At 62.7% G+C, this 21,760-nt stretch carries 21 protein-coding genes; 6 read left to right on the top strand and 15 right to left on the bottom strand.

Translation table 11 applies throughout. The features are described from left to right. Positions 1-13: 13 nt before the first annotated feature. The 6 genes from FQ668_RS05710 to FQ668_RS05685 form a co-directional block, all read right to left on the bottom strand. Positions 14-2,404: a TonB-dependent siderophore receptor gene (locus tag FQ668_RS05710; protein ID WP_135199078.1), complete on the bottom strand. Its 2,391-nt coding sequence runs from the start codon at positions 2,402-2,404 to the stop codon at positions 14-16. Positions 2,405-2,700: 296 nt separating this feature from the next. Further along, the gene (locus FQ668_RS05705) at positions 2,701-3,681 is read right to left on the bottom strand and encodes a FecR domain-containing protein (protein ID WP_014592327.1); all 981 of its coding nucleotides are present in this window, start codon (positions 3,679-3,681) and stop codon (positions 2,701-2,703) included. Further along, positions 3,678-4,253 carry an RNA polymerase sigma factor gene (locus FQ668_RS05700; protein ID WP_010955272.1) on the bottom strand — a complete coding sequence of 192 codons (576 nt, stop codon included), beginning with the start codon at positions 4,251-4,253 and terminating at the stop codon, positions 3,678-3,680. The genes FQ668_RS05705 and FQ668_RS05700 overlap by 4 nt, the downstream gene beginning before the upstream one ends. 5 nt (positions 4,254-4,258) lie before the next feature. Beyond that, positions 4,259-4,585, bottom strand: coding sequence for a DUF3325 domain-containing protein (locus tag FQ668_RS05695; protein WP_014592328.1), 327 nt, complete (start codon positions 4,583-4,585; stop codon positions 4,259-4,261). After that, positions 4,585-6,162, bottom strand: coding sequence for a PepSY domain-containing protein (locus FQ668_RS05690; RefSeq protein ID WP_144179928.1), 1,578 nt, complete (start codon positions 6,160-6,162; stop codon positions 4,585-4,587). Before FQ668_RS05690 ends, FQ668_RS05695 begins: the two co-directional genes overlap by 1 nt. After that, positions 6,159-6,464: a DUF3649 domain-containing protein gene (locus tag FQ668_RS05685; protein WP_070384340.1), complete on the bottom strand. Its 306-nt coding sequence runs from the start codon at positions 6,462-6,464 to the stop codon at positions 6,159-6,161. Before FQ668_RS05685 ends, FQ668_RS05690 begins: the two co-directional genes overlap by 4 nt. A gap of 256 nt (positions 6,465-6,720) precedes the next feature. Between FQ668_RS05685 and FQ668_RS05680 the strand changes: the two genes are divergently transcribed. Both FQ668_RS05680 and FQ668_RS05675 read left to right on the top strand, forming a co-directional pair. Next, the gene (locus FQ668_RS05680; protein ID WP_014592331.1) at positions 6,721-7,068 is read left to right on the top strand and encodes an HPF/RaiA family ribosome-associated protein; all 348 of its coding nucleotides are present in this window, start codon (positions 6,721-6,723) and stop codon (positions 7,066-7,068) included. A gap of 120 nt (positions 7,069-7,188) precedes the next feature. Further along, positions 7,189-7,479, top strand: a complete 291-nt coding sequence (locus FQ668_RS05675; RefSeq protein WP_026031873.1) for a DUF3509 domain-containing protein — start codon at positions 7,189-7,191, stop codon at positions 7,477-7,479. Positions 7,480-7,482: 3 nt separating this feature from the next. Here the strand turns inward: FQ668_RS05675 and FQ668_RS05670 are convergent, their stop codons facing one another. Further along, positions 7,483-7,953: a phosphate-starvation-inducible protein PsiE gene (locus FQ668_RS05670; protein WP_003251685.1), complete on the bottom strand. Its 471-nt coding sequence runs from the start codon at positions 7,951-7,953 to the stop codon at positions 7,483-7,485. 740 nt (positions 7,954-8,693) lie between these two features. On the opposite strand from FQ668_RS05670, the gene FQ668_RS05660 reads away from it, so the two are divergent. Beyond that, positions 8,694-8,957 carry a YebG family protein gene (locus FQ668_RS05660; protein ID WP_014592333.1) on the top strand — a complete coding sequence of 88 codons (264 nt, stop codon included), beginning with the start codon at positions 8,694-8,696 and terminating at the stop codon, positions 8,955-8,957. 55 nt (positions 8,958-9,012) lie between these two features. Here the strand turns inward: FQ668_RS05660 and FQ668_RS05655 are convergent, their stop codons facing one another. Then, positions 9,013-10,032 (bottom strand): Glu/Leu/Phe/Val dehydrogenase dimerization domain-containing protein, encoded by a 1,020-nt coding sequence (locus FQ668_RS05655; RefSeq protein ID WP_010955279.1) that lies wholly within the window; start codon positions 10,030-10,032, stop codon positions 9,013-9,015. Between the two features lie 124 nt (positions 10,033-10,156). Here FQ668_RS05655 and FQ668_RS05650 point away from each other — a divergent pair, with 124 nt between their 5' ends. After that, positions 10,157-10,963, top strand: a complete 807-nt coding sequence (locus FQ668_RS05650; protein ID WP_019436966.1) for a SirB1 family protein — start codon at positions 10,157-10,159, stop codon at positions 10,961-10,963. Here FQ668_RS05650 and maiA read toward each other — a convergent pair. Genes maiA through hmgA form a run of 3 tightly spaced genes read right to left on the bottom strand, consistent with a single transcriptional unit; the run spans position 10,957 to position 14,199 of the window. Next, positions 10,957-11,589 (bottom strand): maleylacetoacetate isomerase, encoded by a 633-nt coding sequence (gene maiA / locus FQ668_RS05645; protein WP_019436967.1) that lies wholly within the window; start codon positions 11,587-11,589, stop codon positions 10,957-10,959. The genes FQ668_RS05650 and maiA overlap by 7 nt on opposite strands. 12 nt (positions 11,590-11,601) lie before the next feature. Next, positions 11,602-12,894, bottom strand: coding sequence for a fumarylacetoacetase (fahA, locus tag FQ668_RS05640; RefSeq protein WP_019436968.1), 1,293 nt, complete (start codon positions 12,892-12,894; stop codon positions 11,602-11,604). Positions 12,895-12,897: 3 nt separating this feature from the next. Further along, a complete protein-coding gene (gene hmgA, locus FQ668_RS05635) occupies positions 12,898-14,199 on the bottom strand; it encodes a homogentisate 1,2-dioxygenase (protein ID WP_019436969.1) in 1,302 nt (433 codons plus the stop codon). A gap of 112 nt (positions 14,200-14,311) precedes the next feature. On the opposite strand from hmgA, the gene FQ668_RS05630 reads away from it, so the two are divergent. Continuing rightward, complete coding sequence (locus FQ668_RS05630) at positions 14,312-15,145, top strand: IclR family transcriptional regulator (protein WP_019436970.1); 834 nt, start codon at positions 14,312-14,314, stop codon at positions 15,143-15,145. On the opposite strand, the gene FQ668_RS05625 is transcribed toward FQ668_RS05630, so the two are convergent. The 4 genes from FQ668_RS05625 to FQ668_RS05610 form a co-directional block, all read right to left on the bottom strand. Next, positions 15,076-18,300 carry a hypothetical protein gene (locus FQ668_RS05625; protein WP_019436971.1) on the bottom strand — a complete coding sequence of 1,075 codons (3,225 nt, stop codon included), beginning with the start codon at positions 18,298-18,300 and terminating at the stop codon, positions 15,076-15,078. The two genes, FQ668_RS05630 and FQ668_RS05625, sit on opposite strands and share 70 nt — an antisense overlap. Positions 18,301-18,625: 325 nt before the next feature. After that, positions 18,626-19,531 carry an alpha/beta fold hydrolase gene (locus FQ668_RS05620; RefSeq protein ID WP_019436972.1) on the bottom strand — a complete coding sequence of 302 codons (906 nt, stop codon included), beginning with the start codon at positions 19,529-19,531 and terminating at the stop codon, positions 18,626-18,628. A gap of 176 nt (positions 19,532-19,707) precedes the next feature. Further along, positions 19,708-20,394: an LrgB family protein gene (locus FQ668_RS05615; protein WP_014592340.1), complete on the bottom strand. Its 687-nt coding sequence runs from the start codon at positions 20,392-20,394 to the stop codon at positions 19,708-19,710. Then, on the bottom strand, positions 20,384-20,770 hold the full coding sequence (locus FQ668_RS05610) for a CidA/LrgA family protein (protein WP_014592341.1): 387 nt from the start codon (positions 20,768-20,770) through the stop codon (positions 20,384-20,386). The genes FQ668_RS05615 and FQ668_RS05610 overlap by 11 nt, the downstream gene beginning before the upstream one ends. A gap of 97 nt (positions 20,771-20,867) precedes the next feature. Between FQ668_RS05610 and FQ668_RS05605 the strand changes: the two genes are divergently transcribed. Further along, positions 20,868-21,749 (top strand): LysR family transcriptional regulator, encoded by an 882-nt coding sequence (locus FQ668_RS05605; RefSeq protein ID WP_014592342.1) that lies wholly within the window; start codon positions 20,868-20,870, stop codon positions 21,747-21,749. Positions 21,750-21,760: the final 11 nt, after the last annotated feature.

The raw sequence follows: 21,760 nt of genomic DNA, 5'->3' as shown, positions 1-21,760 counted from the left end.
CGGCCCCATTTGCCTAGAACTCGAAGGTGCTCGACAAACTTACCTGCCGCGCATCGCCAATCGCCACAAAGTACTGGTTCACCGCCGAGCTGTAATACACCTTGTCGAACAGGTTCTTCACGTTCAGTTGCAGGCGCACGTTGTGTTCGTCGAGTTTGGTTTCATAAGTGGCAAATGCATCGGCAACGGTATAGCTCGGCAGGTCGAAGGTGTTGGTCGCGTTACCCGAACGTTCGCCCACATAACGGGCGCCGGCACCGAAGCGCAGCCGGTCACCCCCAAACAGGCTGCCAAAGTCATACACCGCCGACAGCGAGCCGCTGTGCCGGGCCACGTTCTGCAGGCGATTGCCCTCAAGATCAGGGTCCTTGGTGACCTTGGCATCGGTCAGTGCATAGCTGCCGATCAGGCTCCAGCGCTCGCTGAGCTGGCCGGTCACGTCGAGTTCCACACCGCGTGAACTGACTTCACCCGCATTGCTGTAGACCGTCTCGCGGGTGACGGCGTCAAAGTTCGAGACCAGTACATTGCGCTTGGTGATATCGAACAATGCCAGGGTGCCTGTGATGCGGCCTGGCATGTCGAGCTTGGCGCCCAGCTCCCACGACTTGCCCTCCTCAGGTGCCACCGAGGAGTCGAGCACGACATTGCCGGTCAGCGGCGCGATGGTCGAGTTGGGCTTGAACGACTCGCTGTAGCTGCCATAGAACGAGAGCTGGTCGTCGACTTTGTATACGATACCGGCGTGGGGTACCCAGGCCTGGCCACTGATGTCGGTATTGGCCTTGAACGGGCGACCGCGGCCAGCGTACTGGTCGTACTGCTGGAAACGCGCACCTGCTACAAGGATCCAGTGCTCATCGAGGTGCAGCGCGTCCTGCACGAACAGCGCATCGGTGCGCAGCTTGTCGGTCTGGTCGCTGTCGCTGGCTCGCACGTTGGTGCCCTCCACTTCCTGTCCGTAGACCGGGTCCAGATAACTGAACGTGGACTGAGACGTCTGGCGAATCAGGTCACCGCGAAAGATCTTGCGGTCTTCATGGTCGATGCCGAACAGCAGGTCATGCTGCATTCCCGCCAGCTCGACATTGCCATTGAGACTCAGGGTCACGAACTGGTCACGGCTCATGGCGTTGTGGGTGCCGTCGATGCTGCGTGTCAGCGTGCCTTGTGTTTCGTTGACGCCGGTCACGCGAACCTGGCTGGCATCGTAGGTCTCACGATTGAAGCTGTAGCCGAAGTGCAGCTTCCAGTCATCGGCCAGCTGATGGTCGACTTCCAGGCGATACAGGTCGGAGCGCCCTTCCATGTCGTTGAACGGCTCGTCCAGGCGGCGCGTGGCAGGGATGTTCAGCGGGTGGCCGTTGTTGCCGAACGCGGTGCCACGGTCGAACGGATAGAGAAATTCACGGTGCTCGTAGGCCAGCACCACCTGGGTGTCTTCGCCCAGCCAGGCCAGCGACGGCGCCACCAGCGATTCGCGGTGCACGCCGTAGTTGCGCCAGTAGTCCTCGTCTTCGTGGTCGACGACCAGGCGGTAGGCGAAGTTGCTGTCACCCAGTGCGCCCGTGCTGTCGAGCCCGCCACCGCTGCCGTTCTTGCCGCTGCCATAGGTCGAGCCGCGCACGGTCAGGGCGTTGTACTGCTGCAACTGCGGACGCTTGCTAACCACGTTGATGACCCCACCCGGGTCCTGGATACCGTACAGCAGCGAAGCAGGGCCCTTGAGCACTTCGACGCGCTCGGTGCTGGCGTTGAGGTTGCGACCCTGCACCACGGGCATGCCATCGCGCATGATCGAGCCGTCGCGGTTGTCGCCGAAGCCACGTTTCATCACCGTGTCGGATGTGCCGCCGAAGTTGTTGCCCTGGGTAATGCCGCTGACGTTGGCCAGGGCGTCATCAAGGTTGCGCGGGGCCTGGTCGCGGATGACCTGGGCCGGTACCACGTTGATCGCCTGGGGGATGTCCTGGTTCGGGCCCTGCCCGCGCATGATCGAAGCGCTGGCCGGGGGCTGGTAGCTGTAGTCGTCCAGTTGCGAGGTCACGGTGGTGGCCTGCAGGCTGAGGGCTCCGGAGGTGTCTGCAGGTTCGAGGGTCAGGGTACGTGCGTCGACGCGGCGCCAGGCCAGCCCAGCGTTGCCCAGCAGTTGTTGCAGCGCCTGCTCGGCGCTGAACCGACCATTCAGCGCTGGCGCTTGCACGCCCGGCAGCTCGAGGGTGTAGACCACGCTCTGGCCAGTGGTACGGCTGAAGGCGTTCAGGGCCTGGGCCAAGGGTTGGGCCGGCTGGGCGAAGGCATAGGCCTGCAGCTGCTCGGCGGCGCTTGCCAGGGGGGCGACAGCGAAGGCCGGGAGCGCAGCAAGGCCGAACCAGAGAGGGACGCAACGCGGGGAGAACTTCATGGACGCTGACCTGTGAGAGGGTGATTACTGCGAATGAATCGCACTTTCACTCATTACACGGATGCCACGTGCTGTTACCTCACCCGTTGCCTGAAATATTTTTTGCTGTGCCGGCCTCTTCGCGGGTAAACCCGCTCCTACAGGGGGGCGCGCGACCATTACACGGAGGCCACCTGCTGTTACTTCACCTGTTGCCTGAGAATATTTTTGCTGTGCCGGCCTCTTCGCGGGTGAACCCGCCCCTACAGGGGGGGCTGTAGGGGCGGGTTTACCCGTGAAGAGGCCGGCACAGGCAACTACCGAATCAGGGTCAAACGCCCCAACACGGTCTGCCGCGAGAAACCCATCACCTTGCCCAGCGAATCCAGCGCCAGCAGCGGCTCGGCCACCGGGAAACTGCCGCTGACCTTGCGCTGCCCCAGGTCACCATCGAGCAACAGGATACGCCCCGGGTAATAACGCCCAAGGTCATCTATCACCTGCGCCAGCGGCACCTGGTAATAGTTCAGCCACCCCTGGCGCCAGGCCAGGCGGTTGTCACTGTCCACAGCCAAGGTGTCGCCTACCCTGCCTGCGCTGTAGGCCACCTGCTGGTTGGCTGTCAGTTCTCGCGCCAAAGTGCCCTGCGCGGGGCTGACACCCACACGCCCGCTACGCACCGTCACCTGGGCGCCTTCGCTTTGCTCACGCACCTCGAACTGGGTGCCAAGCACCCGCACTTCGCCGCCGGCAGCTTCCACCAGGAACGGCTCACCGGTATGAGTAACCTCGAAGAACGCCGCGCCATGCAGCAACCGCACACGGCGCTCACCCTGGGCGAAATCGACCGCAATGGCGCTACCTGCATCAAGCGTCACCTGTGACTGGTCGGCCAAGGTCACCTGGCGAATCTGCCCGGCACTGCGGTAGTCCGCCTGCAGGTCCTGCAACCAGTACCCTGGGTGCCAACCACCAGCGACGCCCACGGCCAGCACCAGGCAGGCTGCCAACGCCAGCCCTGCCACCCGCCGCCAGCCGCCACGAGCGGGTGGTCTGGCCATGGCATCGAGGTAGCGCTGCAGGGCGTCCTGTTCCTCGTCCGCCAGCCGCGCCGCCGGGGCGGCGCTTTTCTGCCACAGCACCTGGGCCTGTTCATAAGCTGCCCGGTGCGCGGGGTCGGCCAGCAACCAGCGCTTGAATGCCGCCCCTTCGGCTTGCCCGGGTTGCTCGTTGATCCGGTTGAGCCATTGCAGGGCAGCCTGAAACTGCGCTTCGGTGATCGGCGGTAAACGGCTCATCGACGGGCGCTCCCTGGCCGGCGTGGGGTGGACGCGGGCTCGGCAACACTCGCCTTGCACGCTTCAAGGGCGCGCATCATATGCTTTTCCACGGCGCTCTGTGACAGCTGCATGGCTTTGGCGATCTCGCTGTACTTGCAGCCGTGAATGCGGTTGAGCAGGAAGATCTGCCGGGTGCGCTCGGGCAAGGCACGCAAGGTGGCCTCGATACGCTGCAAGTCGTGGTCGACCTCCACGGCCTGTTCAGGGGCCTGGGCCAGGCTCGCCTCGCTCACCGGCACAGCGGCTTCGGCCACGCGTTCGCGGCTACTTTCGCTGCGCAGGTGGTCTATGGCCAGGTTGCCCGCGCAACGCAGCAGGTATGTGTCCAGCGCCTCGACCTTGACCTCGGGGCGACGCCAGAAACGCAGGAACAACTCCTGGACCAGGTCCGAAGCGGTGGCGCGGCAGCCGACTCGACGACTCACCAGCGCCTCCATACGCGCACGCTGGGCCTGGAACACCTGGACGAAACGTGCACGTGCGCCTGCGCTGTCAGCGTGAGGCTCGATGATATCCCCTGGCTCGCTCACGGGGGTCACACGGCAAACACGGCGAGCATCGGGCCCAGCACCACGCTGGCGGCGGCCAGGCCCAGCAGCAGACGAGGCTGGTACGGCAGGCCGAACACCCACAGTGTTACCCCGGCCATCATCACCGCGGTCCACTCCACCAGGCCGAGGGCCCAGCCACGCTGGTGCACGCTGAGCACCAGCGACAGTATCAGCAGCAGCCAACCTGCGACACGCAACAGGTGCAAGTGGCGCGGGCGCGGCTTGCGCCCGAGCAAGTCGCTGAAGTGCTTTTCCATCGCCAGGCACAGGGCAACGAAGCCTGCAAAGGCGATCAGTGCATTACCCAGCATCAGCTCGCCCCCACCGTTTCAACGCTCGGCTTTTTTGTCGCACGCGCGGCGCGCTTGGCTACGGGCGTGGGGCTGGCCAGCATCTTGCGGGCCAGCCAGGCCAGAAACAGGCCGGCCCCCAGGGCTGTCAGGTCGAAGCCGGCCATGGCCCAGTCGCCCTCCGGTACCGAATGGTTCAAGCCCCTGCCAGTCGTCAGGCCATTGAGCAACGGCAGCAGGGCGAAGGCCAGCGCCCCCAGCGCGAGTTGCTCGCCCCAGGCCTTGCGCCCGCTACGCAGCACGGCGTGCACCAGCGACAGGCCCCAGGCGATGAAGAAAGCACTGACCTCCCAGTCGGCCCGGCCTTCGACAGCCAAGGGCACCAGGCGGTTGGCCCAGAAGAAGCCCGCCACCGCCAGCAACAAGCCACTCATGCTGGCAATATTGAGCACTTCGACCAGGCGCAGCTCACCTGGCATATGTCCGTTTTTGGCGTGCTTGAGCTGGCGCTTGCCCAACCACATCACCAACCCGGTACCAATCACCGCAGTACCGGCCACGCCAAAGAAGAAGTACAGCCAGCGCAGCCAAGGCCCGGCAAAGTTACCCATGTGCAGGCCGGCAAAACTGAAGGCGGTCATCATTACCCCGCTCTCTGGCTTGCCCTGGCCCAACAGCGCACCACTGGCCCCATCGAATGTCCAGTTGGCACTGCGCCGATAAGCCACGTGGTCGGCTGCCGATTGGGTGAAGGTGACGCGGGCATTGCTGTCGCCCGGGTTCTGCACCTGGATGTTGCCGACACGCGCCCCCGGCTGCAGCTCCTGCACCTTGGCGTACAGGCTCGGCAGCGCTACCAGCGGCGTGGCCACCTGGGCCGCCTTGGGCGCATCGTTGCGGCCAAACAGGTCGTTGAAGTACTTGTCGGTATCATTGCCGTAGCTGGCCATGATGCCCGCCGGCATCACCATGTACATGAATAGCACCAGGCTGCTGTAGCTGATCATCAGGTGAAACGGCAGCACCAGCACGCCGATGGCGTTGTGCCCGTCCAACCAGGAACGCTGCCCCTTGCCAGGGCGGAAGGTGAAGAACTCCTTGAAGATCTTCTTGTGGGTAATGATGCCGGTGACCAACCCCAGCAGCATGATGAAAGCGCAGAACGTCGAGAGCCAACGACCAACCGGGTAAGGCATCTGAAGCTGGAAGTGAAAGCGGTAGAAGAACTCACCACCGCGGCTGTCACGTGCTTCCACCGGCTGGCCGGTCTGGGTATCGAGGGTTTTCCTGACGAAGCCACGCGGGCCGCCACTGGGGTCGCGGTAGCCCACACTCAAGGCGGCCTCCCGCTCGTTCGGCATGCGAATGAACCAGGTACTCGAATGCCCTGCATTGTCCTGCAGGTAACGTTGAGCGACAGCAAGGCTGTTGATCGGGTCCAGGGCATGGCTGCGCACTTCAGGTTGCGACCAATGAGTGATTTCTTCCTTGAAGTACGACAGCGTGCCGGTAAGGAAGATGGCGAACAACAGCCAGCCGAAGATCAGGCCGGTCCAGGTGTGCAGCCAGGCCATGGCCTGGCGGAAGCCTTCTTTCATGGGTTTTTCATCCAGTAGGCAACGCCGCTGATCACGCCCAGCAGCAGGCTTGGCGCCAATACGCCCAACCAGGCACGCCAGGCGCTGCGGCAGGCGAAACACCAGATGAACGCCAGCAGGTAGAAGACGAACGACATCAGCAGGCCGGTGAGCGTGGCATCGACCTTGGGCAGTGGCGCCAGCAAGGCAATACAGACGCTGGCCATCGACGCCAGCAAGTAGCCGCCCAGCAGCGCGGCCAGGCTACGGGATGTCACGGCCAGGCGATAGCTGAGGGGAAGGCCGGCGGTTTTGCGCGTCATGGCGGGGTCCGGGCGTTTTAAAGGCTGCAATAATAATGATTTCAATTCTCATAAGCAAAGCCCAGAACCCGCCAGCCGATTGGCCGACGGAGCGGCATGCCGCAGTCAGCCAATCTGCAACAAGAAATTTATTTTCAAAAAGGGCTTGAATTCATTCCGCAGTTGCCTGACCTTAGAGTCAAGAGGCGCAGAAATTCCAAGGGTCTCAAGGGCCTAGGCGCGTCTCCATGCGAGCAAGCTGAATAAGGATTGAATCATGCAAATCCAGGTCAACAGCAGCAACGATTTCGACGGTAACGCCCGGCTCGACCAGTGGGTCCGCAGCACACTGCAGAACTCGCTGGAACGTTACGAAGAAGACCTCACCCGCATCGAGGTTCACCTGCGCGACGAGAACGGCGTCAAGCCCGGACCGCATGACAAACGCTGCCAGATGGAGGCTCGCCCGAAAGGCCACCAACCGATTTCCGTGACCCACACCGCCAGTTCGCTGGACCAGGCAGTCGACGGTGCCGCCACCAAGCTCAATCACGCGCTGGAGCACTTCTACGGCAAACTGCGCAGCAAGCGCGGCGCCTTGGAACTGAGTGACCCGGACGCCTGATCGGCAATGCAAAACGCCCGGCCTTGAGCCGGGCGTTTTCGTTTGTGCCGATCAATGGCGCTGAACCAACGTGCGAACGTCCCGGTCAACCTCTGCATCACTCACCGCAGAAGCAAGACCATGAACAACCCATTCGAACGAATCAGTGCTGCATTCGCCCCCGAATACCGGGTGAACCTGAGCATTGCCAACCTCGACGGCAGCATCATGCTGACCCTGTCCGACGACGCCGGCGTGGTCGCCAAACGCCTCATCACCCCGGCCCAACGCAACGACCCGGTGCGCCTGCAACGGGTGATCGACAGCATCCGCCTGGGCCTTGCGATCGAACTCAGCCAGAACCCCCTGCAAGTGCTGGCCGCGCTGACCCGTGACGCCCGCCACGAGCCGCGCCATTTCGTTGCCAACTGAGGGCTACTTGCCCTCCTCCACTGCCTTGCCGTTGGCGTCCAGCACCTTGGTCGAGGGGTAGCGGTACGACGCGTAGCGCACCACCAGGATCGAGAACGCCAGCAGCAGGATGCCGCCGCACAGGTACAGCAGCCCTTCATCCGGTGCCTTGTGGTGCGAAACATCGCCGATCAGCAGGCGAGTGAGTGCGGTGATTGCCACGTACAGCAGGAAGCGGATCGGCATGTGGTTGGTCTTGAAGTAGATCCCCACCATCGCCCCCAGCTCCAGGTAGATGAACAACAGCAGGATGTCATCGACACTGATCCCGCCCTTGCCCAGCATGTCCAGGAACGTCACCACTGCCGCGTAGGCGGTGATGGCGCCAATGCCGAACAGCGCCAGGTAATGGAACGCCTCGACGCACAGGTTGCCCAGCGAGTCGGCCGAGCCGTGCAGGCCCTTGCGCAGTTTTTCTGCCCATTTGATGTTCACGATGTTCCATTCCCCGATACGTCTTTAAGGATGATGCGTCGCTGATGTGACGCTTGTGCCATGCAGTTAAAGGGCCAAGCCCCTGTCTTGGAAGGCGACCGATTGCCGCAAGGCACCTTGAGGCGTGGCACGATGCATGAACTGGAGGCGCTGCGGGCTCTGCTTGAGTCGGCACTGGTTCAGGTGCAGATGCCCGCTGAGCCCAGGACTTCGCACTAAGGCTGGTTAATGTGACGGAAGGGCCGGCCTCTTCGCGGGCTCGCCCGCTCCCACAGGGTCACCACAGTCGTCAAGACTTGCACAGTACCTGTGGGAGCGGGCGTGCCCGCGAAAGGGCCGGACCTGCCGACCAATATCCCGCGGTCATTCACCGTCGAACCCGCCACCGCATTCGTCAATCGGTGGTGTCGCCAAAAACTGAGCTGCGCCCCGGATGTTGGATTTTATGTCCAACATCCGGGGCGCAGCTCAAACCCGTTGTAGGAGCGGGTTCACCCGCGAATAGGCCGGACCTGCCGGCCAATATCTCCCGGTCATTCACCGTCGCAGCCGCCACCCCATTCCCGGGCAAGCCCGTTCCTACATCCGTTTCTAGAAAATGGTTCCTGGCAAAGGCGCACCCGCAGCGCTCGGTCTATGCCACGCTACAATTTCTGCTTGCGAACCAACCGGCATTGCCATTACTGTATATAGATACAGTAAATCGCAACGCAACCAGCAAAAAGGCATAGAGGTGATGAATGGCCGTCGAAGTGGTGTACCGCAGCAGCCGCGACCCGGAGCGCTTGTTCATGGATAAGGCCGAAGCAGACCGTCACGACAAGATGCTCGAACTGGCCGAGCGCCTGGCCGAAGTGCTGCACAAGGCGGTGCCGTCGCTGAGCGAGCAACAGGTCGAGGAAGCCGGAATTTACATGGCGAAGAACCGCGATGTGTTCGCCCGGGCGTTCAAAAACCAGCCGGATGCGTTGGCCGAACTGCTTGAGGGTACTGCTGCCGAGTGATATCGCTGGAGGTGTGCGGGTTCACCCGCGAAGTGGCCCACCCCATCATCAACCTTCAGCCATACAACAACCGCTCCGCCAACATCTGCGCCACCCTTGCCGGCGAACGCTTCTCCGCCTGCGCATGGCCAAACACTTCGGTCAGCCGTGAAGGGATCCGCGCCAGGTGCGCAGTAATGGTGCGCTGGTCTTCGCCACGGTGGGTGAGTGCTACATAGATCAGCCCACCGGCATTGATCACGTAGTCAGGTGCATACAATATACCGCGCGACTCCAGCTGGTCCGCCACCTGCAAGGTGGTCAGCTGGTTGTTGGCCGCCCCCGCGACTGCCGCACAACGCAGTTGCATCACGCTCTGCCCGTTCAGTACCGGGCCCACGCCGCAGGGTGCAAAGATATCGCAAGGGGTACTGATCAACGCATCGTTGGTCACCGGTTTGGCATCGAACTGCTCCATCGCCAGTCGCACACGCCCCGGATCCAGGTCGCTGACCAGCAGCTCCGCGCCCACCGCATGCAATTGCTCCGCCAGTGCATAACCGACATTGCCCAATCCCTGCACCGCTACCCGCAAGCCTCTCAGGTCATCGCTGCCCAGCCGGAACGAGGTTGTGGCACGTATGCCCGCGAACACCCCCATCGCCGCATGTGGCGATGGGTCGCCCGACGCAGTGGTGCTGGTCACGTAGGGCGTGCTGTGGGCAATGCAGTCCATGTCCAAGGTAGAGGTGCCACTGTCCACGGCGATAATGAAGCGCCCATGCAAGGTATCGATGAAGCGGCCAAAGGCCTCGAACAGCGCGGCGCGGTTTTCCACATGCGGGTTGCGCATGATCACCGCTTTGCCACCTCCCATCGGCAAGCCGGCCAGTGCTGCCTTGTAGCTCATGCCCTGGGCCAGGCGAATCGCGTCAGTCATGGCGCTTTCGTCATCGGCGTAAGGCAGGTAGCGGCACCCCCCCATGGCCGGGCCCAAATGCTCACTGTGGATTGCCACAACGGCTTTCAGGCCCGTAGGCGGGTCATTGAACAGGTGCAGTGACTGGGTACGGGTGCTTTGCATCAGCGCGAACATCGACTGGCTCCCCTGCGAGGTGCTCCTTCCAGTATAGGCATGGCCTCGGCGTTGACGCCGCCGCCGGACCACTGGACGAAACCACGCGCCACGGCTAATACTCAAACGTGTGTGGAGATGCCCCATGAAGCCACGTCAAGCCTGCCTGGCCTGCCTGGAACGCGAGCCTGTCGACCTGCTGGAAGCCGCATTGTGGATTGCCGCCGAGCACGATCCTGGTGTCGAGCCCGCGGCCAGCCTTGCTGCGCTGCACGACCTGCAGCGCGAGATAAGCGCCAACCTGCCGATGCTTCCCCTATGCGAACTGGCCCAGCCATTGCTGCGCCAGCTCAATGCACTGGGCTTTCAGCAGGATGAATATCACCCCCTGCGCCCCCATGCGGCGATGATGGACAAGGTACTGCAGCGCCGCCGCGGCCAACCACTGACCCTGGCCATCCTCGCGTTGGAACTGGCCAGGCGCCTGTCCATACCGCTGGAGGGTGTGGGCTTCCCTGGCCATTTCCTGCTGCGCGTGCCGGGTGCCGACCACCTGCTCGATCCCTGTGGCGGCCGGCGCCTATACCCCAGCGACTGCCGAGAATTGCTGGCGCGCCAGTTCGGCCCGCACCTGGCGCTGACAGCCGAGCACCTTCGCAGCGCCAGCCCGCTGCAGATACTGCAACGCCTGTCACGCAACCTGCGCCAACTGCACATCAGTAACGACAACCACCTGGCGGCTTTGATCGATGCAGAGCGGATCATGCAGTTGGGCCCAGTGCAGGTGAGCGACTACATGACCCGCGCCTCGCTCTACCATCATCTGGATTGCCCGCAGGCCGAGCGCTTCGACCTGGAGCATGCATTGCTGCTGACGGAAGACCCGGTCCAGCGCCTGAAGCTGTCCGAGCGAATCGGCAAGCTTCCGGCGGCGAACCGTTCACTTCACTGAGCCGGGCTGTCCGGCTGCTGGGCGGGGTGGGCCTTGGCGAACGCCGGGTGCGCGGCCGCCAGTGCGGCAACCCGCAGGATGCGCGGGAAGCTGGCGAGGTCGATGTTGAAGCGTTCGGCCGCATACAACTGCGGGATCAGATACACATCCGCCAGCCCTGGCGTATCGCCAAAGCAGAAACCGTGATCGCCAATCAGTTGCTCCACTGCCGCGAGCCCTTGGCTGATCCAGTGGCCGATCCACTGGTTGACCTGCCCCTCATCCTGACCGGCCTGGCGCAGCCGGTTGAGCACACTGACGTTGTGCAGCGGATGAATGTCGCAACCAATGATGGCCGCCACCCCACGTACCTTGGCCCGTGCCTCGGCTGTGGCCGGCAGCAACGCAGGCTGTGGATAAACCTCTTCCAGGTACTCGATGATCGCCGGCGACTGCACCAGCACCTCACCACCGTCGGTGCGCAAGGCCGGTACGCGGCCCTGCGGGTTGACGGCTACATAGCCCTCGCCGCGCTGCTCACCCTGCAGCAGGTTGACCGGCAGGGACTGGTAAGCCAGCCCCTTCAGTGCCAGGGCAATGCGCACCCGGTAGGACGAGGTGGAACGGTAATAGGTGTACAGCTCCATACCCCTGCCTCCTCAGTTGGCTGCGATGACCGTGCCGCGGCATTCACCGAAACCGATGCTGGCTACGCCGTCACGTGTGCAACGGGCACGCAGGATGATTTCGTCGCCGTCTTCGAGGAATTTGCGCACCTCGCCGCTGGCCAGCTCGACCGGCAGTTTGCCGCCTTCGGTGATCTCCAGCAGGCTACCGAACGATCCCGGCGTGGCGCCCGACAGCGTGCCCGAACCGAACAGGTCACCTGGCTGCAACTGGCAGCCGTTGACGCTGTGGTGCGCCACCAGCTGCGCCACGGTCCAGTACATGCTGCGGGTGTTGCTCAGGGTCAGGCGGTGCGGGGCAATGCCCTGTTCACGCATGCGCTCGGTCAGCAGCAGCACTTCGAGTTCGATATCGAATGCACCACTGGCCTGGTCGCGCTTGTCCAGCAGGTACGATAGCGGCTGCGGGTCACCTTCGGGGCGTGCCGGCTGAGCACAGCGGAACGGCTCCAACGCTTCGGCGGTGACCACCCAGGGCGAAATGGTGGTGATGAAGCTCTTGGACAGAAACGGCCCCAGTGGCTGGTATTCCCAAGCCTGGATATCGCGCGCCGACCAATCGTTGAGCAGGCACAGGCCGGCTACGTGCTCGGCGGCATCACCTACCGGAATTGCCTGGCCCATGTCATTGCCCTGGCCAATCCAGATACCCAGTTCCAGTTCGTAGTCCAGACGAGCGCAAGGGCCGAAGCTCGGCTCGGTGTGCCCGGCCGGCAGGGTCTGACCCTTGGGCCGACGCACGTCGGTGCCGGACGGGCGGATGGTGGAGGCGCGGCCGTGATAACCGATCGGCACGTACTTGTAGTTGGGCAGCAGTGGGTTGTCGGGGCGGAACAGTTTGCCCACGTTCTTCGCATGCTCGATACCAACGTAGAAATCGGTGTAGTCACCGATCTGCGCTGGCACGTGCAGCTGGCAGTCGCTGGCCGGGAGCAGCGCCGGCTTCAGGGCTGCCTGGTGTTCGCTGTGCTCGCCCAGCAGCACCTGCAAACGCTCGCGCAGGGCTACGCGGGCGTTGCGGCCCAAAGCGAAGAATGCGTTCAGAGCCCCGCCGCGGGTGGCTTCAACGGCGGCCTTGGCCGCCCCGTCGAACAGCCCGGCGGCCAGCACCGCCTCCAGGTCGAGGATCGCGTCGCCGATGGCCACGCCACAGCGCCTGGCTTCACCCGGCCGGCTGAAGATGCCCAATGGCAGGTTCTGCAGGGGGAAGTCGCTGTGCCCGTTGGCGTGCTCGACCCAGCTACGGGCATTGGCAGAGTGGTTCATGGGTTATCTCCGGTTCGGGTTGAAGGTGCTCGGCAAAGTCGCCCAGCAACTATCGTAGTCGGCCTGCAATTGCGGGCATTCAAGGGCTTGCAGGCTCGGGCGCAACACTTGGCTGGTCTCGAACATGAAGGCCATGGTGTTGTCGATCTTGTGTGGCGCCAGGTCAGCGGCAATGGCCTTTTCACAGGTTTCGGCGTCGGGGCCATGGGCACTCATCACCCCGTGCAACGAGGCACCACCCGGCAGGAAGCCCTCGGCCTTGGCGTCGTAGGCGCCATTGATCAGGCCCATGAACTCGTTCATCAGGTTGCGGTGGAACCATGGCGGACGGAAGGTGTTCTCGGCCACCATCCAGCGTGGCGGGAAAATCACGAAGTCCATGTTGGCCATGCCATGCACGCTGGTTGGCGAGGTGAGCACGGTGAAGATCGAGGGGTCCGGGTGGTCGAAGCTGACCGTGCCGATGGTGTTGAAGCGGCGCAGGTCATACTTGTACGGCACGTTGCTGCCATGCCAGGCCACAACGTCCAGTGGCGAGTGCTGCAGCTCGCAGGCCCAGTGTTCCCCCAGGAACTTCTGTACCAGTTGCACCGGGCCTTCGGCTTCTTCGTAGTGGGCCACGGGCGTGAGGAAGTCGCGGGGGTTGGCCAGGCCGTTGCTGCCGATCGGGCCCAGGTCCGGCAGACGCAGCGGCGCACCGTGGTTTTCCGCGATGTAGCCACGGGCCTGGCCGTCGAGCAGTTCGACGCGGAACTTCATGCCACGTGGGATCACCGCAATTTCCAGCGGTTCGACCTCCATCACGCCCAGTTCGGTGGCGATACGCAGGCGACCCTGTTCCGGCACCAGCAGTAGCTCACCGTCAGCGTTGAAGAACACCCGTTCCATGGACCGGTTGGCGCGATAGATGTAGATGCTCACGCCAGCCGGTTTTTCCGCTGCGGCGTTGGCAACCATGGGCAGCCAACCTTCGATGAAATCGGTCGGTTCAGCAGGAATCGGCTGCGGGCTCCAGCGCAGGCGGTTGGGGTTGATGCCACCCAGTGGCCCGCCGAGCGGCTGGCGCGCCAGGCGCTCGAAGCGTGGGTGCAAGGCAGAAGGGCGAATGCGGTACAGCCAGGTACGGCGCAGCTCGCTGCGGGTCATGGTGAACGCCGTGCCCGACAGCAGCTCGGCATACAGGCCATACGGGGCCTTCTGCGGGGAGTTCTGCCCGACAGGCAGCGCCCCGGGCAATGCTTCGCTGGCGAATTCGTTGCCGAAGCCGCTCAGGTAGTGAAGGTCGGGCGACGTGTCGCGGTTCATCGATGCCTCCGGGTTTTGTTTTTATCGTAATCAGATTACGAATAACGTAATTTGCTCCGTTCAAGGCGTCAAGCTATAAAGGCGACACGATAAACCCGGAACCTCCCCTCCCATGGCCAAAGCCAACGCCTCCACCGACACCGGCAAGCAGAAGGTCCGCTCGGCGGAAGTCGGCACCGATATCCTCAAGGCCCTCGCTGAACTCTCACCCTCGACGTCACTATCACGCCTGGCCGAGCACGTGCAGATGCCTGCGAGCAAAGTGCATCGCTACCTGCAGGCGCTGATCGCAAGTGGTTTTGCCGAACAGGATGCGGCCACCAACCATTACGGGCTGGGGCGTGAGGCATTACGGGTGGGGCTGGCGGCGTTGGGCAGCATCGATGTGCTCAAGGTGGCGGCAATGCCGTTGTCGCAGTTGCGAGATGAACTCAACGAAAGCTGCTTCATCGCCGTGTGGGGTAACCAGGGGGCCACGGTGGTAAGCATCGAACCTGCCGTGCGCGCGGTCACCGTGGTGACCCAGATCGGTTCGGTGCTGCCGTTGCTCAGCTCGTCCACCGGGCTGGTATTCGCCGCCTACCTGCCCGAGCGAGAAACCCAGGAACTGCGCGACAGGGAACTGGCCGCATTGCAACAAACCGCCAGTGACTACCACACACTGCTGGCCGGCATCCGCGAACAGGGCCTGCACCATGTGCATGGCCTGCTGATGCCGGGGGTGGATGCGCTGTCGGCGCCGGTATTCAACGCCATGGGGCAGATCGCCGCGGTGATGACCGTGGTCGGGCCGACGTCGATCTTCCATGCCGATGAACATGGGCCGGCGGCGCAGCGCCTGCTCACGGCCGCACGAACCGTGAGCTGGCGCATGGGTTACGCGGGCAACCCACACTGCGCCTCGACGTCTTGTGTTTCCTCCTCGACGAGCCAGAGCAGTTCCTGAGAGAAGCCGTCATAAAGGGCGGGTGCCACCTCGCTCACCAAATCGCTGTAGTCATCGCATAGCCGCCCGATCACACGCGAGAAGGCCGTGGGCTGCGACACCTCTGCCCGGGAAAGTACGGTGATGTATTTCTGCGCGGCACCGAACAGCCGCGCCAAAACCCCCGTGGAAGCCACCGTTCCTGCAACCCCCGCCGCGAACGACAGCAAGGCGGCAGAGCGGTCGCCATCGCTCCACGCGATGGCCCCGGTGACAAAGGACCTGGCCGCACAGAACAGCCCGACGGCCATGGCCGCCGGCGGAAACGGCACGCAGAGGATGCCTGCCAGTACGATCCCCCACTCCACCACCACGGCCGAAATACGCTCGGCAGCACCGGCGCTGTCTTCAGCGGCTTCGTTGATCATCCGCCTGATACGTTTTTCAAGGTCCTGGACAGGATCCCCGATATGCCCGATCTCCCCTATCGGCGGCCGCACTCCCCTGCCTCGGGCGACGGCATCCAGCACCACCCCAATGCCATCTCCGGCGCGCAGTTGCTCTTCGATCAATGCGTTCAAGCGCGACTGGCTCGATAACGGCACGCGGTCTTGGCAATAACCTGCCAAGTCGTGCTCACGCCAGGTGCTTGCCAGCTCGCTGAGGGTCCGCAGCGTGGGGCCTTGTGCGATTTCCGGCAGATAGACCAGGGGCTCAAGTTCGCGGTCCCAAGCATGTTTCAGCAGGTAGGCACCCTGGACGGGGCAATCGTCCATCCACAACGGATAAAGGCTGCACGCCGCGTCGATCGAGGTTCCCGAAAAAGTGTCGATCACCGACTCCAGCCACTGCGCATGGCGGCCCGACAAGCTGCCCTGAAGTTTCTCGCTGAGCACGGCACGCCTGATCTTCAAAGCAAAGAGCGTGCGATAACACTGCCTGAGCCTTTCATATTCCGGCTTGGAGCGGTCGAGTAACTGCGCTTTCACTTCTTCGATGTACTTGCTGCCCAGGTCGGCAGCACGGATGTAGCTCCCCAGCAGCGCCGGGCTCAGGTGCGAGATATCCTGGCCGTTAGCCGAGGTGATGCGGGCAAAGCCGGAAAAATTGTAATACGTGGGGTACCCTTTGATGACGGTCTGCGTCAGTGTGCGAAAAGCATCCTCTTCCAGCGCTATCAATACCTGATCCGGGTTGATCGGGCCGCCGCGATTGCCCGGGTATGAATTGATCTTTTCCGTCACCTGTCGATGGGCGAAGGTGCGAAAACTCGGCATCTTCATCAGCGACTGGTACCTGGCCTGCGCAAGCTTGAGCAGTTGGTCGGTATCAACCAGTGCCTGCTGCTCGGTACGACTGGCCTTGATGAACCAGCTTGGCGTGGTGGCCTGTTGATCCTCGATCAGGGCAATGATCTTGCGCCTGGCAAGAGCATTGAGCACATCCGGCCACTGCTGCGACTTGATCGGCGCGAGCGTCACGCTGTGCATGGACCAGTCGGTGGGCAGCATCTCGACCTTGCGCAAATGGCGTTTGAGCGAATCATGCTGGGCCCGCGAGCATTGCCCCAGCAGGTACTTACTGCCTACCGGCAACAAGGTCCAGCTACCGATTTCGAGCGCCATTTCCTGGAGTGAGTCGAAAAGATGAAAATCGCCTCCCGGCGCCCCAGGGGCATAGAGCAGGTACTGATCGCCCTGCACCAGGCACAGCAGGTCCTTCAAGGGCGTTTGCGCACCATCGAGGCAAACCAGACCGGCGCTGATGACATTGGCCTGCATTTTCCCCAGGCGTGCGTGGTGCAACAGATCGAACGCCGCTGTGTGAAAACCCTGATGACGAGCGGCCTGATTGGCCAGCGCCAGCCGCGCATCAAGCACCTCACACAGTGCGGCCATGGTCAAAGCGTCGTCATAGAGCGTACGGATCTGTTTGACGTAGTTCACGCGCAAATCCAGTTTTTCGATCACGCTCTGGATAGAGATATTCCCCAACAATGAACGGTGCCGCTCCCCCAGGACTTCGACCTTGAGCTGGCCCCCGCTGTAGCCACCACTCAGCGCCCAATCGAGCAGGGTGTACTTCATCGCCTGCTCAGGGTCATCGACGTGACTGACACGCAGTCGTACCTGCTCGGGGTCGATATCCAGGCCAAGGGCTTGCTTGACCTGTTTCTTGGCGAAGCTGCGCAGGTCGCGCCATTGCGCCAGACGCTCGGCGCAACGCTTCTCCTTCACCTGCAAGTCATCTTCCAGATGTCGATAGGCTTGCAGTTCCTCGCCCTGCATGAACCGCCGCCATTCGGGCAGCAGGCTGGTGCGGTAAGCTCGCACATGCCGCGTCGCACGTTTCTGCAGCGCAGCCACCAGAGGCTCAAGCCGAGCCGCACTGTCGAGCTGGGCCAGACGCCGCGCGTCGTCGACCTTGACCCGTAGGCTGCGCTGGGTGGCCTTAAGCTGGATAGCTCGTAGATCACGGATGAAATACCTGTGAAGTGGCACTTGCAGCGGCACGAAATCGAGTGTCAAACCCTCTGTAGACAACGCCGCCCGCTCTTGCGAAGACAACAGCCAACGCAACGGGCTGCCTTCAGCAAAGGCAGGGGCGAGCTCACGGGCTGCGCGCGCGCGTTCAGTGTCGAACCAGCAACCGCTGGCCAGGCTGTAGACCAGAAAATCCGCAGGTGCGTCGGGGTTCTGTTCGAGGTCATGACTGCTGGCAACGACACCCGGCAAGCGAAAGCGCAAATCTCCGGCAACCAGATACACCTCATGCTTGTTTATGTCCCCGTCCTGCTCAAGGGCCTCGATACCGGCTTCCCAGGCCTTGAACGTAAGGGCCTTGAGGCGCGTTTCAGCAAACATCAGCTGGATCAAATGGGACGCCAGCGTAAGTGGCTTCGTACTTAATCTGGACTGTTGCTCCCACCACCGGTCAAGAACCGCCTGCCTTTGCGGCACAAGCGACTCGACAACCGCCAACGGTAAACGCTTCTGCTCGGTGAACTGTTGTCGATGAGCCTCGGGGATCAGGCTGGCCAGTTGCACAACCGTAGCCATCAGTTGTTGCAGCTCCTGGGCGTGAGCCATCATGGCCTTCACCTGTTCTTTCACAGAGCGTGCATCTGGGCACCCTTCACCGAGATCGGGGGTGCCAAGATTGAAATCGAAAGACATGAACTGTGCTCCAAAATTACCGAAGCAGCAGAGTGAACGGATGATAAAGGCAATAGCGCAGGGAAGCTTACCCAGCACTTGGCACTGTTGCCTGAAACGTAACGGTGAATGTCGACAGAAGCTATTTTTCCTGACGGATCAAGCGCTTATTCTTGACTCACTGGCCGGCTTGAAGGGCTCTCCCCCCCCGCCTTGCAAGCCTGCCAGGTTCACCGACGTAGATTTTGAAGCTCCTTGATCTGACGTCTCGATTGGCCGCTGCGGCTTGCAGCGGCCTTTTTTTTGGCGTCTGAACATGTACCCTGGCTGTCCGCTCAAAGTCTCGTCATGACCACGCCACCTTCGGCGGGTAGAAGCTCAGCAGCTGCTCACGAAAGGCCAGGTAGTGGCGCAGCACCTGCACCGGCGCTTCAGTATGCGGGTAATGGCCAATGCCCAGTAACTGCACGGTGTCCGGCTCCGGCACCAGTTGCCGGTAGCGCTCAAGCATGTGCGCGCCGGAAAGCGGGTCGACCACGCCATTGATCAAGCGCAGCGGCACGCCTTTTCGTTGCATCGCCCCGACCCAGCGTTCGCGGTGCAACCTGCGCTCCGGCATGTAACCCACCAGCTTGTGCAGGATGCGCGTGCCCCGGTTGGCAGCGATCAGGCTCCAGAAATCATCCAGCGCGCTTTCACTGGGATGGGTGCAGGGGCCATACACCTGCATCACATTACGCACCAGGTCGTCACGCCCGAACGAGCGCCCGACAAGCCAGCCAAACCGGCTGAGCAGCAGCTTCTGGATCAGTAGCATGCGGCAGCTTTCGGGGAACAGCCCGCTGTTGAGAAACACGCAACTGGCGATGCCGGCACGCTGCTCATGGTGTCGCGCCAACAGTTCCTGAGCCACGCTGCCGCCATAGTCGTGGGCGAGCAGGTGCACGGGCTGCGCGACCTGCAGATGGGCAAGCAATGCCTGCTGCAAGTCTGCCTGCTCCATCAGGCTGTAAGTGTGATCGACGGGCTTGTCCGAATCACCAAAGCCGAGCATGTCGCAAGCGATCACCCGGAAACGTTGGCTCAGAGGGCCCCACAGGTAGTGCCAGTCCCAACTGGCGGTGGGGAAACCGTGTAACAGAAGCAGAGGCTCTCCTTGCCCTGCGGTCCAGTAGCGGATGCTCTGGCCCCGGAACATGAAACTCTGTGCCCGGGTACGCCAGACGCACAATGGAATCTCGGCCATAGGCATCAGATGGGTCCCGGTGTAGGGGTATTGGCGGAATAGGGCAAGGCTGCGGTCATTGCATGTCACCTCGGCACTTACATGTGCTCTCTATGTCGACGCAAAGTCTAGCCAGCAGCCCATTGGCTGGAACTTGCGTTGCCAGCCAGCTTGATGACTGAGCGAGTCAGTGGCACGAACGGTCAGAGCAGCAAGGCCAACAAAGGCGCCGCGAACAGGTTGAGCAGCCCGGTCAGGACCATCACCAGGCCGGCCACCGAGCCTTCCTCACGGCCCACTTCCTGCGCCCGGCTGACCCCGGCACCATGCGCGCCAACACCGAACAGCGCCCCCCGTGCCAACGGCGTACGCAGCGGCAGCCAACGCAACAGCACACCGCCGAACATGGCACCGAGCACGCCGGTGAACATCACGAACACCGCGGTCAGTTCTGGCACCCCACCCAGGTCATGGGCCAGGGGCATGGCAAATGGCGTGGTGATCGAGCGCGGCACCAGCGACAGGCTGGTTGCGCTGTCCAGCGCCAACAGGTGCGCCAACCCCCAGGAGCTGGCGATCGAGGCACTGCTGCCGGCTACCATGCCCACCATCAGGGCCGGCCAATGACGCGCCAGCATGGCCCGCTGCTGCCAGATCGGCACCGCGAAAGCTACAGTCACCGGGCCGAGCACACCCATCAACCAGTGGGTGTTGCGCGCATACTCGGCATAGGCCGTATGCAGCGGCACGGCCACACCCAGCAGCAACACCGGCACCAGGATCAACGGCGACAGCAGGTAGCGCTTGCTACGCCGATACAACCAACGGCTGCCCAGGTAAGCCAGCAAGGTCAAGGCCAACCAGAACAGCGGCATGGGTTCAAGGCTCACGGCGCAGCCTCCAGCGGCACACCATCTCAACGGTCATGGCGGTCACTATCATCACCATCAGCGTGCTCACGGCGATCACCAGCAAGATGCGCCAGCCCTCTTCACGGATCAGTGCGCCATAGTCGAGCAGGCTCATTAGCGCCGGGATGAAGAACAACAGCATCTCAGCCATCAGCCAGCCGGCCCCCAATTGCAGCATGGCCGGCTTGAGCACACCCGAAGCGAACAGTATCAACAGCAGTGCCAGGCCCATCACACCGCCGGGGATCGGCCAGCCCAGCCAACTGGCAATCTGGCCACCGAGCAGGAACAGGGCACAGATAACCGCCAGCTCGACGAGCAGGCGCAGGGCTTTTTTCAATAATGCAGGATTCATGGCGGGGTTCCTCGACAGGCCCTCATTTTAAGATTTGGCTGTCTAGGCCAGAAGCGAATTGTTAGACTGCCTACCATTCCAGAATGGAATCGAAGCAATGGAATTCAAACAACTTCGCAGCTTTATCGAAGTGGTCCACCGCGGCGGCTTTACCCAGGCGGCACAGACACTGCACATCAGCCAGTCGGCCGTAAGCAAGCAGGTGGCCCAGCTTGAGCAAGATGTGGGCCAGCCGCTGCTGGAGCGCCAGGCGTCGCACCTGCACCTGACCGCTGCCGGGCGCATCGTGCTGGAGCGTGGCGAAGCCCTGCTGCGCCAGCGCCAGGCGCTGCTCAACGAGCTGGACGATCTCAGCCAGATGGAGCGTGGCGAACTACGCCTGGGCTTGCCGATGCTTGGCAGCGACACGTTGTTCGCCGGCTTGTTCGCCGAGTACCGGCGGCGCCATCCGAACATCGCCATCCAGCTGCTTGAAGGCGGCAGCCGCAGCGTCGAACAGGCCGTCAGAAGTGGCGAACTGGAACTGGGCGGCTGCTTGACGCCCACCGACGAGGCATTCGACTACCAGCCCTTCTGCAACGAACCACTGGATGCCTTGCTGCCGGCTGGCCATGCCCTGGCGGGCCTGGACGCCGTGGGCCTGGGGCAACTGGCCGACACACCGTTTCTGCTGTACCAGCGCAGTTTCGTGCTCAACGACCGGCTGCTGAAGGCGTGCCAGCAGCAGGGCTTCACCCCCAAGGAAGGCGGGCGCAGCGGCCAGGCGGATTTTTTGGCGGCGCTGGTGGCGGCGGGCCAGGGCGTGGTGATGCTGCCCCGGGTGGTGGCAAAAGCGCTGGAGCGCCCCGGGGTGGTGCGTGTGCCGTTGAATGCGCAGGAGGATTTGCGTTGGGATATCGCGTTTATCTGGCGACGCGGCGCCTACCTGTCACGGGCGGCGCAGGCGTGGTTGGCCTTGTTGCGCGAGCCCCTCGGCTAACACGCCTGCAC

It is taken from the genome of Pseudomonas sp. Kh14 (assembly GCF_900291005.1).
Classification (GTDB): domain Bacteria; phylum Pseudomonadota; class Gammaproteobacteria; order Pseudomonadales; family Pseudomonadaceae; genus Aquipseudomonas; species Aquipseudomonas alloputida.
Note: the sequence above shows the minus strand (reverse complement) of the source record. Positions and strands in the feature narration are given on the sequence as shown.